Annotated in this window: 15 protein-coding genes and 1 pseudogene; 5 read left to right on the top strand and 11 right to left on the bottom strand. The window is 70.5% G+C overall.

Annotated features, from left to right (window positions below):
* Window positions 1–356 precede the first annotated feature (356 nt).
* On the bottom strand, window positions 357–1,289 hold the full coding sequence (locus ABH920_RS04050; protein WP_370346913.1) for a diacylglycerol kinase family protein: 933 nt from the start codon (window positions 1,287–1,289) through the stop codon (window positions 357–359).
* Window positions 1,290–1,378: 89 nt separating this feature from the next.
* Between ABH920_RS04050 and ABH920_RS04045 the strand changes: the two genes are divergently transcribed.
* The gene (locus tag ABH920_RS04045) at window positions 1,379–1,834 is read left to right on the top strand and encodes a hypothetical protein (RefSeq protein ID WP_370346911.1); all 456 of its coding nucleotides are present in this window, start codon (window positions 1,379–1,381) and stop codon (window positions 1,832–1,834) included.
* Between the two features lie 95 nt (window positions 1,835–1,929).
* Here the strand turns inward: ABH920_RS04045 and ABH920_RS04040 are convergent, their stop codons facing one another.
* The 3 genes from ABH920_RS04040 to sodN all read right to left on the bottom strand — a co-directional run bounded on the left by ABH920_RS04040 (window position 1,930) and on the right by sodN (window position 4,156).
* Window positions 1,930–3,045, bottom strand: coding sequence for an RNA polymerase sigma factor SigF (locus ABH920_RS04040; protein WP_370346909.1), 1,116 nt, complete (start codon window positions 3,043–3,045; stop codon window positions 1,930–1,932).
* Window positions 3,042–3,479 carry an anti-sigma factor gene (locus tag ABH920_RS04035; protein ID WP_370346907.1) on the bottom strand — a complete coding sequence of 146 codons (438 nt, stop codon included), beginning with the start codon at window positions 3,477–3,479 and terminating at the stop codon, window positions 3,042–3,044. Before ABH920_RS04035 ends, ABH920_RS04040 begins: the two co-directional genes overlap by 4 nt.
* A 275-nt stretch (window positions 3,480–3,754) precedes the next feature.
* A complete protein-coding gene (gene sodN, locus ABH920_RS04030; protein WP_212019047.1) occupies window positions 3,755–4,156 on the bottom strand; it encodes a superoxide dismutase, Ni in 402 nt (133 codons plus the stop codon).
* A gap of 95 nt (window positions 4,157–4,251) precedes the next feature.
* Between sodN and sodX the strand changes: the two genes are divergently transcribed.
* Complete coding sequence (gene sodX, locus ABH920_RS04025; protein ID WP_370346904.1) at window positions 4,252–4,608, top strand: nickel-type superoxide dismutase maturation protease; 357 nt, start codon at window positions 4,252–4,254, stop codon at window positions 4,606–4,608.
* A gap of 163 nt (window positions 4,609–4,771) precedes the next feature.
* Here the strand turns inward: sodX and ABH920_RS04020 are convergent, their stop codons facing one another.
* The 4 genes from ABH920_RS04020 to ABH920_RS04005 all read right to left on the bottom strand — a co-directional run bounded on the left by ABH920_RS04020 (window position 4,772) and on the right by ABH920_RS04005 (window position 8,382).
* Window positions 4,772–5,401: a CGNR zinc finger domain-containing protein gene (locus ABH920_RS04020; protein WP_370346902.1), complete on the bottom strand. Its 630-nt coding sequence runs from the start codon at window positions 5,399–5,401 to the stop codon at window positions 4,772–4,774.
* Window positions 5,402–5,631: 230 nt separating this feature from the next.
* Entirely contained in the window at window positions 5,632–6,426 is a 795-nt protein-coding gene (locus ABH920_RS04015) for an amino acid ABC transporter ATP-binding protein (protein WP_370346900.1), read from the bottom strand.
* The gene (locus ABH920_RS04010; RefSeq protein ID WP_370346898.1) at window positions 6,423–7,415 is read right to left on the bottom strand and encodes an amino acid ABC transporter permease; all 993 of its coding nucleotides are present in this window, start codon (window positions 7,413–7,415) and stop codon (window positions 6,423–6,425) included. Before ABH920_RS04010 ends, ABH920_RS04015 begins: the two co-directional genes overlap by 4 nt.
* 7 nt (window positions 7,416–7,422) lie before the next feature.
* A complete protein-coding gene (locus ABH920_RS04005; RefSeq protein WP_370346896.1) occupies window positions 7,423–8,382 on the bottom strand; it encodes an ABC transporter substrate-binding protein in 960 nt (319 codons plus the stop codon).
* A gap of 382 nt (window positions 8,383–8,764) precedes the next feature.
* Between ABH920_RS04005 and ABH920_RS04000 the strand changes: the two are divergent.
* The 3 genes and pseudogenes from ABH920_RS04000 to ABH920_RS03990 all read left to right on the top strand — a co-directional run.
* Window positions 8,765–9,907 (top strand): annotated as a pseudogene (locus ABH920_RS04000) (NADP-dependent malic enzyme); the annotation flags it as partial.
* Between the two features lie 129 nt (window positions 9,908–10,036).
* Window positions 10,037–10,798 (top strand): HAD-IIB family hydrolase, encoded by a 762-nt coding sequence (locus ABH920_RS03995; RefSeq protein WP_370346894.1) that lies wholly within the window; start codon window positions 10,037–10,039, stop codon window positions 10,796–10,798.
* 28 nt (window positions 10,799–10,826) lie between these two features.
* On the top strand, window positions 10,827–11,321 hold the full coding sequence (locus ABH920_RS03990; protein ID WP_370346892.1) for a DinB family protein: 495 nt from the start codon (window positions 10,827–10,829) through the stop codon (window positions 11,319–11,321).
* 291 nt (window positions 11,322–11,612) lie between these two features.
* Here ABH920_RS03990 and ABH920_RS03985 read toward each other — a convergent pair whose 3' ends face one another.
* The 3 genes from ABH920_RS03985 to ABH920_RS03975 all read right to left on the bottom strand — a co-directional run bounded on the left by ABH920_RS03985 (window position 11,613) and on the right by ABH920_RS03975 (window position 14,781).
* Entirely contained in the window at window positions 11,613–12,905 is a 1,293-nt protein-coding gene (locus ABH920_RS03985; protein WP_370346890.1) for a DUF4132 domain-containing protein, read from the bottom strand.
* A 74-nt stretch (window positions 12,906–12,979) separates the two neighbouring features.
* A complete protein-coding gene (locus ABH920_RS03980; protein WP_370346888.1) occupies window positions 12,980–13,846 on the bottom strand; it encodes an arylamine N-acetyltransferase in 867 nt (288 codons plus the stop codon).
* 23 nt (window positions 13,847–13,869) lie between these two features.
* A complete protein-coding gene (locus ABH920_RS03975) occupies window positions 13,870–14,781 on the bottom strand; it encodes an LLM class flavin-dependent oxidoreductase (RefSeq protein ID WP_370346886.1) in 912 nt (303 codons plus the stop codon).
* Window positions 14,782–14,827 lie beyond the last annotated feature (46 nt).

Genomic DNA, 14,827 nt, shown 5'->3' with positions numbered 1-14,827 from the left:
GAACTACTGGGCAGTTGGCCTTGGTGGAGATCGCTGGCGCGCTCCACAGACGAAGGCATGACGCAAAGGGAGAACCGCGACCCGGACAAGATCCGTGCCGCTTTTCCCTCGCGCCCAACCGCACCGGGCCGGGTGATCCTCCGACAGGTGCCTTCCCAAAGGGTGTCAGGGGACCCGGCCGGCGCACAAGAGGTTGGTCTGATGTTTTTGGATTCCAGGGTGTCTCCTCGCTCACACCTTGCCTTCCAAGGGGGTAACGAGGTGCCGATGACTAGTCCAAAGGCACTAGAGCGAGCTAGTACCTGAGAATCCTTGGCTACGTCAGGGTCCCGGCGACCGGCTGTGACTCCATGTCATCACATCGCGACGCGCAGCGCGTCGCGAATCGCGCGGAACGTCACACTTTCGCGTAGCCCCAAGTGGTCCCCGTCGACCTGGAAGTCGGTCGGGACCTCGGCGGTGAGCGTGAATTCCGTCAGGTCGTGCTGCAGGCTGACATTCTTCCCGCGGACCAGCTTGTCAGTGGACGTGAACATCTGCCGCACTATCCTCAACGCCGCCCGGCCGGACATCCTGGTGACGCCGAACAAGTCCAGACCGTCCTCGAACGAGGATTCCGGCGTGATCACGATCGGCTTGTTCCCGAGATAGGTCCACGGCGAGGTGTTGGTGACGATCGCCATGAACAGTCGCGGTATCTCCGTGCCGTCGGCCATCTTCATGCCGATCGGCGGATTCCTGCGGTCCAGGCCGTGCCAGTAATGCCGCAGGGCCGAACGGATGTACAGCGAACCGGTCGACTTGTGCCCGGCGCTGCGGCGCTCCTCCACTATCCCGACCACGGCGGCGTCGAAGCCGTACCCGGCGGTGAAGGTGAAGTAGCGGTCGTCGGCCAGGCCCATGGAGACCGGCCGGCGCCGGTTCTCGTGGATCGCGTCCAGCAGCACGCCGGTGGCCTCGACCGGATCGTTCGGCAGCCCGAGCGCGCGGGCGAAGACGTTCGTCGACCCGCCGGGGACCACGCCGAGGTCGGGCAGCCGGCCGCCCTGCGGGATCCGCGCGGTCAGTATCCCGTTCACGACCTCGTTGACCGTGCCGTCCCCGCCGAGCGCGACGACCAGGTCGAACCCTTCCTCGGCGGCGGTGCGCGCCAGCTCGACGGCGTGCCCGCGGTAGGCGGTCTCGCCGATCTCGGTGTCGAGTTCCCCGGCCAGGGCGTGGGCCAGCACTTCGCGCGTGCGTTCGGACGTGCTGGTCGCCTTGGGGTTCATGACCAGGAGCGCGCGCATGGGCACACGTTACTGGTTCGTATTACGACTGCGGTATGCGACCCGCCCGCACGCGGCCGGTGCAGCGCCGGGAGGTACCCTCGGTGTCTATGCCGAGCAATCCGACCCCGCAGGCCGCGCCAGCCGCTCCCGCTGTCCGGGAGCAGATCCCGCGCCCGCTGCTGGGCGCCGCCGCGGTGACGGCGGTGGAGAGCCTGGTCGCCCTGGTGTACGTGCTCTGGCTGCTGGTCGAGGCCTTCGTCGGCACGCCGCGGGAGCGGGGGCAGGCGATCGCGGTCGCCGTCACCTTCCTGATCTTCGCCGTCCCGCTGCCGCTGGTGCCGCGCGGCCTGGCGCGGGCGAGTATGCGGGCCCGCACCCCGGCGGTGATGATGCAGCTGCTGGCGCTGTGGGTCGCCTACTTCATGGTGCAGGCGCACTTCTGGATCGGCGCGGTGCCGACCGTGGCCGCCGCGGTCGTCGGCCTGGTGTGCATCTTCGCCCCGGCCTCCACGGCGGCACTGACCAAGCACTGGCGCGAGGACGAGAGTCCCGAGGGGACATGACCCGAGGGTCCCGAGAGGACATGAGAAGAGCGGCGGCCCGGTCGGGCCGCCGCTCTTCTCGCTTCTCCGTCTGATCCGTTCCGCCGTCTAGCCGGTCACTCGTCGACGAGCAGCTGGGCCCGGAGCTGTTCCAGGGTCCGCGCGAGCAGGCGCGAGACGTGCATCTGCGAGATCCCGATCTCCTCGGCGATCTGCGACTGCGTCATGTTGCCGAAGAACCGGAGCAGCAGGATCTTCTTCTCGCGCGGCGGCAGCTGCTCCAGCAGCGGTTTGAGCGACTCGCGGTACTCCACGCCCTCCAGCGCCTCGTCCTCGCTGCCGAGGGAGTCCGCGACGGCCGGCGAGTCCTCGTCGCCGCCCTCGGAGACGTCCAGGGACAGGGTCGAGTAGGCGTTCGCCGACTCCAGCCCCTCCAGGACCTCCTCCTCGGAGATCTTGAGGTACTCGGCGAGCTCGGCCACCGTGGGCGAGCGCCGGTTGCGCTGCGAGAGCTCGGAGGTGGCGCTGGTCAGCGACAGCCGGAGCTCCTGCAGGCGGCGGGGGACCCGGACCGCCCAGCCCTTGTCGCGGAAGTGGCGCTTGATCTCGCCGATCACGGTCGGCGTGGCGTAGGTCGAGAACTCCACGCCGCGCTCGGTGTCGAAGCGGTCCACCGACTTGATCAGGCCGATGGTCGCCACCTGGGTCAGGTCGTCCAGCGGCTCGCCGCGGTTGCGGAAGCGCCGGGCCAGGTGCTCCACCAGCGGCAGGTGCATCTGGACCAGCTCGTCGCGGATCTGCTTGCGCTCGGTGGAGCCCTCGGGGAGCTCGTTCAGCCGGGCGAACAGCTCGCGGGCTCGGGCGTGCGCCTCGGCGTGCGGGCCGCCCTGGCGCGGCGTCCGGCGCAGCGGGAAGGAGGCCACCACCGGGGCGACGGTCTCGGCGTCCGGGTCGGCGTCCTCGGCCTCCACCAGGTCGCCGCCGAGGTCGTCCAGCTCCAGGACCGGCTCCTCGAAGTCGGCGTCCTCGGCGTCGGTGTCCGGCTCGTCCGGCTCGTGCGGCTCGTGCGGCTCGTGCTGGGTGTCCGGGGCGTTCGGGGCGTCGTCGTCCCCGGCCGCGCCGGCGGCGGCCGCGGGCGTGCCCCGCCGGCCCTCGCCGTACCCGGCCCGGCGGGCGGCGGGGATCTCGTCGGGCTCGAAGGCGCGCACTGGGATCTCCTCGGCGGCGCTCACGGAGCTCCCACGCCGCGCTGCTTGAGCATGCTGATGGTGACGATCTGCCCGATGCCGTTCCCGGCCGCGCCGTCGGGCCCCTCCGCGTCGGAGACCTTCGCGTCGACCTGGCCGGCCAGTGCCGCCAGCACGGTCCAGGCGAAGGTGTCCCGGGCCGGCGGCCGGCCGTCCAGCGTGGGCACCGAGACGTCGACCGCGAGCGCGCCGTCGCGCAGCTCGAAGCGGCACGTCAGCCCGGAGCCGGGCACCGCCTTGGTGAGCAGGATCGCGCACGCCTCGTCCACGGCGATGCGCAGGTCCTCGATCTCGTCCAAGGTGAAGTCCAGCCGGGCCGCCAGGCCCGCGGTCGCTGTGCGCAGCACCGACAGGTACGCTCCCTCGGCCGGGATGCGAACCTCGACGAAGTCCTGCGGGGCACCGTTTTGTTGTCCCATTCCGCTTCCTGCGCTCGTTGAGGCGATTGTGGGGACGGCTGTCCGCTGGGCAGAGTGCTGATGCACGACACCTCCGCTGCTGGAGTGAATCATTCTGCTGCGGATCGTACGCCGAACGCGTGCCCGGGCGCGGCCCGGACGCACCCTCAGTGCTCGTCCCTCACACTCAACGTACCCCGAACGGGGGACAGACGAGCCGTCCCGCGCCGGGGAAAATCCGGTGCGGGACGGCTCGCGGGACCGCGCTGATCGTTCAGCGGCCGATCAAGGACCGGTCAGGCCTGCTTGGTCTCCCAGAAGATCTTCGAGATCTCCTCGATCTTGCCCAGCAGCTGCTCGGCCACGGCCGGGTCCATGCTGCCCTTCGTGCCGCCCGCGCCGGCCAGCTTGGTGGCCTCGTTGAACAGCGTGTTCAGCTGCGGGTACTTCTCGAAGTGCGGCGCCTTGAAGTAGTCGGTCCACAGCACCCACAGGTGGTGCTTGACCAGCTCGGAGCGCTGCTCCTTGATGACGATGGCGCGGGTCCGGAAGGCCTCGTCGGAGCTGTCGGCGTACTTCTTGGTGATGGCCAGGACCGATTCGGCCTCGATCCGGGCCTGCGCCGGGTCGTAGACGCCGCACGGCAGGTCGCAGTGAGCGTGGACAGCGGTGGTGCGGGAGAAGATCCGCGAGAACATGTGAGGTTCCCCTATCTTGTTTGCCGGATTGCCGGACAACGTGATGCCACGACCCTACTGCCCCCCTCGGGCCGACGCGTGACAAGGTGGCGTCCGTGAGATCGGCCACGGCACCCGGGACGGCGCGCTGGTCCGTGCTGCGGGTGAGCGGCCCCTCGATGGCCCCGGCGCTGCGCGACGGCGACTTCGTCGTGGTGCGCGGGGTGCGCCCGGGAAAGATCCGGCCGGGCGACGTGGTGGTCGCGCGGCACCCGCTGCGGGCCGACGAACTGCTCGTCATCAAGCGGGTCGACCGCCGCGAGAGCGGGGGCTGGTGGCTGCTGAGCGACAACGAGTTCGTGACGTCGGACTCGCGCGAGTTCGGCGCGGTGCCGGACGAGCTGGTCCTGGCCCGCGCCGTGCTGCGGCTCCGGGATCCGTGCCGGATCGCCCGGATCCCGGAGAAGCGCTGACGGAGCCGGAGTACCGGCAACGCCGAAACTGCTGAAGAAAGTCGTCCGTGAACCGCCGTGAACCGCCGCGAACCGCGAATCGGCCCGCACGGCCGGTGAGGGCCGCTGAGCCGATCGCGGACGCCCGGTGCTCCGGCGAGCTCCCAGTGGGGCTGGGAGCTCGTCAGCGGCCGGGTGCGGCGCTTCCGGCGGCGGCCATCACCTTGCCGGCGGCGGTCGCGGCGGCCTCGGCCTCGCCGGCCGCCGCGGCGGCCCGTGCCTGCTCCTTGCGCCGGGCCCGGTAGGCGGCCACGTTCGCGCGGGTGGCGCAGCGGTCCGAGCAGTAGCGGCGCGAGCGGTTCGTCGAGGTGTCGATGAACACCTCGCGGCACGGCGCGGCCTGGCAGACGCCGAGCCGGTCGAAGCCGAGCTCGGTGGCCTGCACGGCCAGCCCCATCGCGGCCTTGGCGCCGTACACCGCCGCGATGGTCGGCGCGCCCTCGGCCAGGTGCAGGTGCCACGAGGCGCCGTCGTGGTCGGTGACCACGGGGCGGATCGGGTACTGCTTCATCAGGGAGTTGAGGACCTGGACGGCGCGCGGCACCCGGCCGGACTCGGCGGCGTCGAAGACCTCGCGGAGCCGGTCGCGGATCGCGCGCAGCTCCGCCACGTCGGCATTGGTGACACGGCACCTGCCCTCCGGCGCGAGCAGCTCCTTGGCCTGCTCACACGTGGTGAGCGTGTCCCGGTGCCGGTAGGGGTCGGCGGTGTTCACCAGCGACACCGCCCGATCTGCGTAGGATGCGAGTTCCACGGCCTTCGTCCTTGTTCGCCTTTAGTTAGCGCCAGGCGCCCGATGCCCGACGTTCTGCTCGTTTAGTAGCCCTGACGGTACGCCGTTCGGGGTCGCTGCGCGAGGGTCAAATCATCGTCGATTCAACAATCAGGTCGTCCGACCTTTGTGGGGAACGTCCAAAGAGGCGGCCGCGGAACGTTCTTGGAAACGGTCCGCGGCCGGCTCGACGCAGCAGCTCCGACGGGTTTTCAGCGCACCTTGGCCAGGAACGCCTGGGTGCGCGCGTGCTGTGGCTCGGCGATGACCTGCCGGGCGTCGCCGTGCTCCACGATCACGCCGCCGTCCATGAACGCCACGGTGTCGCCGACGTCCCGCGCGAAGCCCATCTCGTGGGTCACGACGATCATCGTCATCCCGGACTCGGCCAGCCCGCGCATCACCGCCAGCACGTCCCCGACCAGCTCCGGGTCCAGCGCCGAGGTCGGCTCGTCGAACAGCATCAGCGCGGGCTGCATGGCCAGCGCCCGGGCGATCGCCACCCGCTGCTGCTGCCCGCCGGACAGCTGGGTCGGGTAGTTGTCCGCCTTGTCGGACAAGCCCACCTTCTCCAGGTGCTCGCGGGCCTCGGCGACGGCCGCGGCCTTGCTCTTGCCGAGCACCTGCATCGGGGCCTCGATGATGTTCTCGAGGGCGGTCTTGTGCGGGAACAGGTTGAACCGCTGGAACACCATGCCGATCGTGCGCCGCTGCTTGGCGACGTCCCGGTCGTGCATCTCGTGCAGCCGGTGGTTCTTCTCGTGGTAGCCGACCAGCCGGCCGTGCACGCTGATCCGCCCGGCGTCGATCTTCTCCAGGTGGTTCACGCAGCGCAGCAGCGTCGACTTGCCCGAGCCCGAGGGGCCGATGAGACAGGCCACCTCGCCCTCGCGGACGGTCATGGAGACGCCCTGGAGGACCGGCACCCGGCCGAAGGACTTGTACACCTTGTCGATCTCGACGGCCACCTGGGTGCGGGAGGCCTGGGGAACGCTGTCGGCGGTCATCGCAGCGCCTCCCTGGCTTCCGTGAAGGGGGTACTCCGCCGGCGGAACGACAGGTTGGCCCGCATCAGCTTCTGGAACGGCGTCGGCGGCAGGTTCCGGCTGGAGCCGCGCGCGTAGTGCCGCTCGATGTAGTACTGGCCGATGGACAGCACCGTGGTGAAGAACAGGTACCACAGCGAGGCCACGACGTAGAACGGGATCGCCTTGAAGTACAGGTGGATCGCCGACTCGCTGGCGTCCGTCAGCTCCACCACGCCGATCACCGAGGCCAGCGACGAGGTCTTCAGCATGCTGATGGTCTCGTTGCCGGTCGGCGGGATGATCACCCGCATCGCCTGCGGCAGCACGATCCGGCGCATGATCTTCGCGCGCCGCATGCCCAGCGACGCCGCGGCCTCGGTCTGCCCCTCGTCCACCGACAGCAGGCCGGCCCGGACGATCTCGGACATGTAGGCCGCCTCGTTCAGGCCCAGGGCCAGCACCGCCGCGGTGAACGCGGTGATCGTGGAGTTGGTGTTCAGGTGGAGGAACTGCGGCCCGAACGGGATGCCGAAGCCGATCTGCTGACCGACCAGCGCCGCGATGTTGTTCCAGAACAACAGCTGGACCAGGACCGGGGTGCCGCGGAAGAACCATGTGTAGGCCCATGCGGCGCTGGAGGAAACCGGATTGCTCGACAGCCGCATCACCGCCAGCAGCACGCCGCCGACGATCCCGATGACCATCGCGTAGACGGTCAGCTCCAGGGTGACCAGCACGGCCTGCACGATGGTGTGCCAGAACAGCCACTGCCGGACCAGGTCCCAGCCGAAGTTCTTGTTGAACACCAGCATGTTGAAGAACATCAGCACGAACACCAGCAGGATGGCCGCGCTGATCCATCGTCCCGGACGTCTCACCGGCACCGCACGGATCGCGGCGGGCGCGAACGGCGTGTCCGGGGCGGCGAACACGTCGTCCGTGCCCGCCGCCGGATTTTTCTCAGTCACGCGCGGCTCAGCTCGTCGCCTGGTTCAAGCCCGGGGTCGTGTAGTCGCCGGCCTGGATCCCGTACTGGCTGGTGAGCTTGTGGTAGGTGCCGTCGGCCACCAGGTCCTTCAAGGCGGCCAGGAACGCCTGCGACAGCCCGCTGTTGCTCTTGGAGATCGCGATGCCGTAGGGGGCGCCGGAGTAGATGTCGCCGACCGCCTGGAAGTTGCCGCTCTTGGCGTAGTAGTCGACGACCGGGGAGTCGGCGAGCACCGCGTCGCAGCGGCCGGACTGCAGCGACTCGTTGATCTGGTCCTGGGTGTCCTGGGACAGCGCCTTGATGGCCGGCTTGCCGGCGGCCTGGCAGGCCTTGCTGCGGTTCGGGATGTCCGGGCTCTCCTGGATCGTCCCCTTCTCCACGCCGATCGTCAGGCCGCACAGCGACAGGTCGGTGGGGGAGGTGTCCGTGAGGTTCTTCGGGTTGCCCTTCAGGACCATCAGCTTGGTGCCGGCGTTGAAGTAGGTGACGAAGTCGTCGACGCCCTCACGGGTCTTGTTGTCCGTGATGGAGGACATGCCGGCGTCGTACTTGCCGGTCTGGATGCCGGTGACGATGTTGTCGAAGGTCACTTCCTGGAAGTTGGCCTTCAGGCCCAGCTTCGCCGCGATGGCGTTGCCCATGTCCACGTCCCAGCCGACGATCTTGCCGTTCGCGTCCTTGGACTCGTTCGGCGGGTAGCTGGGGTCGGTCGCGATGCTGATCTCGCCCTTGCTCTTGATCGTCGCCGGCACCAGGGCCGCGGCCGCGGCGTCGACCGAGCCCGAACCCGAGGAGGAAGCGGTGGAAGACGACCCGGAGCTCGTCGATGCGGTGGTCGAGGACGAGCTCCCCGGCTTGCTGCCGCTTCCGCAACCTGCGGCGGTGAGGACCAGCGCGATCCCCGCGGCCCCGACTATGACGGCCCTGGAAGTTCTCCCGGCTCGCATATGTTCTCCTCCTGTGGGTGATCCATTACCCGCTCAAGCAACGTTCATGGGGTACGGTGCTGGAATCCTTGCACCGCTAATTGGCCGTTGAACATAGGCAGCCATGTAAAAATCGCATCACGGGCGAACCCCGCGTCGTCGGTGCGACAGCGTCGAACGGACTGAACGGTGCTCGTGGAACGCGGTACGGACCACCATCCGACGGCAGCGAAGCGGGCCCGGCGAACCTCCCCCTCATCCCTCAACAGGTTCACGGTCCGGCCTTTTCCGTTCCCTCAACACGCCGCTCGCGGCAGCTAAGGGGTAAGCCATGTCAGGGCAGCTCATCCCGACCCAGTCCATCGAGAGTGACACCGCCGGAGGCTCCGTCGTGGGCGAATCGCCGGTCTTCGACCTGCACCGCGGCGGCAAGATGGAGGTGCGCGCCACGGTCCCGCTGCGGGACCGTGCGGACCTTTCGCTGGCCTACACGCCGGGTGTCGCAGAGGTCTGCACCGCCATCGCCGAGCGTCCGGAGCTCGCGATGGACTACACCTGGAAGGCCAACACCGTCGCGGTGGTCACCGACGGCACCGCCGTGCTCGGGCTCGGCGACATCGGGCCGCTGGCCGCGCTCCCGGTGATGGAGGGCAAGGCGGTCCTGTTCAAGCAGTTCGGCGGCGTGGACGCGGTCCCGGTGTGCCTGGACTGCACCGACGTGGACGAGCTGGTCGAGACCGTGGTCCGGCTGGCCCCGGCCTTCGGCGGCATCAACCTGGAGGACATCTCGGCCCCGCGCTGCTTCGAGGTGGAGCGCCGGCTGCAGGAGCGGCTGGACATCCCGGTCTTCCACGACGACCAGCACGGCACCGCGATCGTGCTGCTGGCCGCGCTGCGCAACGCCGCCAAGGTCGTGAACCGGCCGCTGGCGGACCTGCGCGCGGTGATCTCCGGCGCCGGCGCGGCGGGCGTGGCGATCGCCAAGATCCTGCTGGACGCCGGCATCGGGGACCTGACCGTGGTGGACTCGCGCGGGATCGTCTCCGCCGACCGCGCCGACCTGACCCCGGTGAAGACCGAGCTGGCGGCGATCACCAACCGCGCGCACCTGTCCGGCGGCCTGGCCGAGGCGATGCGCGGCGCCGACGTCTTCATCGGCGTCTCCAGCGGCCGCGTCCCGGAGGAGTACGTCGCCACGATGGCCCCGAACGCGATCATCGCCGCGATGGCCAACCCCAACCCGGAGATCCACCCCGACGTGGCCCACAAGTACGCCGCCGTGGTGGCCACCGGCCGCTCCGACTTCCCCAACCAGATCAACAACGTCCTGGCCTTCCCCGGCGTCTTCGCCGGGGCGCTGTCGGTCCGTGCCTCCCGGATCACCGAGGGCATGAAGCTGGCCGCCGCCGAGGCCCTGGCGGCCGTGGTCGCCGGCGAACTGTCGGCCGACAAGGTGATCCCCAGTCCCTTCGACGAGCGGGTCGCCCCGGCGGTCACCGCGGCCGTGGCCGACGCCGCCCGCCGCGACGGGGTCGCGCGACTGTAGCGGAGGGGAGTATTAATGCTCCCAGGACACCGGTTTCCGGCAGCTGCTCAGGAGCTGCCGGGGGCCGGTGTCTTCATCCCCCTCAGATCGCCCTTGGCGCATTCGGACTTTATGGGGTGAAGTGGAGGCATGACGTCTCACGATCCTGACGCCCGTGTCATGGCCTTCGACCTGGACGGGACCCTCGCCGAGTCCAAGTCCGCGATTACCGCGCGCATGGCCGGCCTGCTGGTCCGGCTCCTGGACGAGGTCCAGGTCTGCATCATCTCCGGCGGCGCCTTCCCCCAGTTCCAGACCCAGGTCCTGGACCATCTGGACGCCACCCCGCAGCAGCTCGCCGCACTGAACCTGATGCCCACCAACGGGACCCGCTACTACCTCTTCCGCGACGACACCTGGCGCGAGATCTACGCCGAGGACCTGCCCGACGCCACCAAGCGCGAGGTGATCGACGTACTGACCGAGGGCGCGAAGACCCTGGGCCTGTGGGAGGACGAGACCTGGGGCGACATCATCGAGGACCGCGGCAGCCAGATCACCTTCTCCGCCCTCGGCCAGCGGGCCCCGGTAGCCGCCAAGACCGACTGGGACCCGGACGGCTCGAAGAAGGAGCGCCTGCGCGCCTGGGCCGCCGAACGCCTGCCGGACCTGGAGGTCCGCAGCGGCGGCAGCACTTCCATCGACGTCACCGCGCAGGGCATCGACAAGGCCTACGGGATGCGCAAGCTGATGGCCGAACTGCACGTCGGCATGGACGACATCGTCTTCGTCGGCGACCGCCTCGACCCGCAGGGCAACGACCACCCGGTCGAGGCGATGGGCATCCGCTCGGTGCCGGTGAAGAACTGGCAGGACACCGCCGACTTCGTTGAGCGGTGGCTGGAGAGCTAGTCGGCGACCCGTCGCTAAAGTGCGTGCCATGGCCGAGACCCAGCGCCGCCCGGTACCCCGCAACGACGCCGGCGAACGCGACACCGCGTTGGCCTTCCTGGCGTTCGCCAGGGAATGCGTGGTGAAGAAGACCGACGGACTGACCGAGGAACAGCTGCGCCGAGTCCTGGTGGACTCCGGCACGACGCTCCTGGGCCTGGTCCACCACCTCACCCTCGCCGAGCGGCTCTGGTTCGGCTACTACGTGGCCGGCCGCGAGGAGGAGGACCCCGGCGACGTCGACATGGAGGTCCCCGCGGGCCACGGCGCGGAGCGCGTACTCGCGGACTACCAGGCGGCGATCGCGGCCAGCGACGCCACGATCCGGGCCGTCGGCGACCTCGGCACGCCGACCGCGTTCCCGCCGGGGGACACGACCCAGTCGGTGCGCTGGGTCATCGCCCACATGACCAGCGAGACCGTCCGGCACGCCGGCCACGCGGACATCCTGCGCGAGCAGATCGACGGGACCACCGGGCGCTGAGGCGGGGCGGCTCGGCGGCGGTGGCGGGCCTGCCTCTGCTCCGGCTCCGGCCTCAGCCGCGCCGGGTCTGCCTCTGCTTCAGCCTCAGCCCGGCCCAAGCCTCAGCCCGGCCCAAGCCTCAGCCCGGCCCAAGCCTTAGCCCGGCTCCAGCTCCAGCTCCAGCTCCAGGGCCCCGGCCCGGCCCCGGCCCCGGCCTCAGCCCGGCCCGAGCCCGGCGCCAGCCTCAGCCGCGCCGGGTCTGCCTTGGCTTCAGCCCCAGCGTCTGCCTCAGTCTCGGCCGCAGCCCCAGCCTCAGCCGCGCTGGATCTGCTTCAGCGCCGGCTCGACCTTCGCCTTGGCCAGCAACCGTTCCCAGGCCCGGGCCCGCGCCACCGGCAGCCGCATCGGGGCGGCGATTCGCAGCACGGAGCCGTCCCCGGGCACGATGCGCTCGCTGGTCTCGGTGATCAATCCCCAGCGGCCCTCGACCTGGCGGGGCAGGCCCATGCGCCAGGCGGCCTCGCCGTCCCGCGTCTCCCACAGCAGCGTCTTGGCGAGTGTGCCGGTCACCGGATGCGTGATGTAGTGCTCGATCCAGTCCGCCGTGGGGATCTCGCGACGCTCCTTCTGCGCGGATTCCAGGCGCGTACGCGCCGCGCGTACCGCGGTCCGCAGTTTCGCGGCCAGCTCCGTGACGTCCCGCAGCGCGTCCTGGTCGACGGTCGAGGCGGTCGGCTTCCCGGCCAGGGCGCGTCCGTCGGCGGAGGCGCGTCCGTGGCTCTCGTGATAGCCGACCTTCACGCGTCCGCCGAGCTCGACCCGCACCACCGCGACGTGGTCCGGCCCCACCGCCATCCGCAGCCGGCTGTCGCCGTCCAGCCCGAAGGCGTCGACGGTCCACTCCGGCGCGTCCGAGAGCGTGCGCAGGCGGCGCTTCAGCTCCGCATAGGCCGCCTTCCGCAGCGCCGCCAACGGCGATTCCGAAGCCAGCCGGTGCAGAGCCGACGGCACCAGCTCCCCGGGTACCGAAGCGAGCGCCCGGATCGCGGCGCGCGCCACCGGCATCGACTCGACCGTGAGCCCGGACTCCTGGGCCGCGAGCCGGACCAGCAGCGGCACCGCCTCCTCGGCGGGCAGCAAAGGCAGGACCCTGATCACCCCGGCGACGAACTCCGCGGACCGCAGCCCGGCGGCCTGCTCCCGGCCGACCAGCCGGCCCAGCGCCTCCCCGGCCCGCGGCGCTTGCCCGACAAGGTCTTTCGCGATGCCGGGCGGCCCCAGTGAGCCCAGCTCGCAGTGGTCCAGAAGCGCGCCGACGCCAGGGTCGTCCGCGAGCGGACCGAGCAGCCGCGGGTACACGCCGCCGTCGAGGCCGCGCCACGGGATGCGGTCCGGGATGCGGTCCGGGCTCGAGATCGGGGCCCCGGCCGCGGCGGCCGGTTCCTCCCCGAAGCCGAAGCTCCCCGTTTCCGGGCGCGCGGCAGCCGACGCCTGTCGAGCGCCCGCCGCCTCCGTTGCTGTGCGGCTTGTCGCCGCCGCCTGGCCGGGAGCCTCCGCGGCCGGCTCCCCTCCGCGCCGCTTCCGCCGCCCCCGAAACCACCCCATCGGGTCCGTCCCCTCGATTCGTCAGCCGCCGGCCGCCAGAAGCGGCCGCCGCCCTCGGCCACCTTCAGCCACCCTCAGCCCTGCTGCGCCGCCCAAGCCACGTGGTGCTCCCACACCCGCTTCCACAGCCGCTCCTGCGCGACGTCCCCGACCCCCGGCAGCCGCAGCCCGAACACGTCGGCCAGCGCGTCGAACCACTCCTCGGAGTCGGTGATCTCGCGCGTGCTCGCGCTGGTCCCGTCCGAGCGGGTCAGCACGCATCCGCGCAGATGGTCCACGCCGGTGGCGTCGCGCCGGTACACGTCGAGGTTCTTCACGAATGCCGACTCCGGGTTCGTCTCCATCCACTCGTGCCGCGCCACGAAGTCCGGCAGCGACGCGATCCGCTCCTCGAACACCATGCCGGTGAACGAGTTCGCCTTCGGGTCGTGGGTGAAGCTCCAGCCGGACGCGCCGTTCTCGAAGCGGGTCCGCTCCAGCTGGTACGTGTACGGGCCCTGCGTCGTCTCGCCCGGCACGCACAGCAGCGGCTCGTGCAGCGCGTCGCCGAGTCCGGCGTCGCAGTAGTAGAGGGTGTTCTCGGCCTCCACGAGAAGCACCAGGTGGTTCGGTTCGTCGCTGATCGACCCGGGCCCGCTGCCCTCCGGCGCCGCGCGCCAGACCCGGCCGCGGTGGGTGGTCACGTCATAGCCCAGCGTTTCGAGCAGCGCGCCGAACGCGCCGTTGAGGTGGTAGCAGTACCCGGACTCGCCAGCCACGATGCGGGCCGCGGAGTCGTACGGGTCCGGCGTCGTGCGCTGGCCGAGATGGACCTGCAAGGAGGTGTACGCGACACGTTCCACGTGCGCGCGGTGCAGCGCGAAAAGCCCCTCGATCGTGGGCTTTCCGGGATGCTCCGTGCCCAGGCGGCGAAGATACCCCTGGACGTCTATGTTCGCCATGGTGACATAGGGTAAAGCAGTCCTCAGGCGTTGGCGGGCGCGATCTCGTCAAGGACGTGCGCGGGGGTGGCGTAAGCCCCTGATTCCCGCGGATAGTGGACCACGAAGTCGGTGAAGCCGAGTTCTTCCACCCGCCCGGCGACGTCGTCGAACCGGGCCTTGGACTCCATGGTCCGCAACGGCGAGAGCCCGGTCAGCAGCAGCCGCGGCAGCGAGGCCGGGTCGCGGCCCTCCTTCTCGCAGACGTCGTCGAGCTTCCGGCTCACCTTCTCCAGCGCGGCCCAGGTGTCGGCCGCGACCGGGCCCTCCCCGTCCCGGCCGGCGAGGGTGTCGTCGGCGATCCACATCTGCGCGTGCTTCACGACGGTGCGCAGGCCCAGCGGCCCGGTCGCGGCCAGCCCGAACGGCACCCGCGGCCGCTGCACGCAGCCGGGCTCCATCCGGGCGTCGACCGCGTCGTAGTAGGTGCCGCGGTAGGTGCTGCGCGTCCGGCCCTCGGCGCCGCCGCGCAGCAGCAGGTCCAGGATCTCCACCGACTCCCGGTAGCGCTCGCCGCGCTCCTTGGCCGACCAGCCCGCGCCGTCCGGGCCGTAGCCGAGCACCTTGGCGTCCGGGCCGAAGGAGCCGGCGCCGTAGCCGAGGACGAAGCGGCCCTGGGAGACGTCGTCCAGCGACATGATCTCCTGGGCGAACGGCACCGGATGGCGGTAGTTCGCGGACGCGACCAGGGTCCCGAGCTTGATCCGTTCGGTCACCGCGGCCGCCGAGGCCAGCGTCGTGACCGCGTCGTACCAGGGGCCGTCGGGGATGCCGCTGAAGGTGATGTGGTCGTAGGTCCACGCGTGCTCGAAGCCGAGCTCCTCGGCCCGGCGCCAGCGTGCGGCGGCCTCACGGAAGGGACGGTCGGGCAGGACGCAGACGCCGAGACGCAACATGCCCCCGAGCCTATTACGATCACCCCAGGAACGAGCAGGGCAGGCC

This window comes from Catenulispora sp. EB89, from assembly GCF_041261445.1.
Taxonomy (GTDB): Bacteria; Actinomycetota; Actinomycetes; order Streptomycetales; family Catenulisporaceae; genus Catenulispora.
The sequence above is the reverse complement of the archived record's forward strand: the minus strand, read 5'-3'. Positions and strand labels throughout refer to the sequence as shown.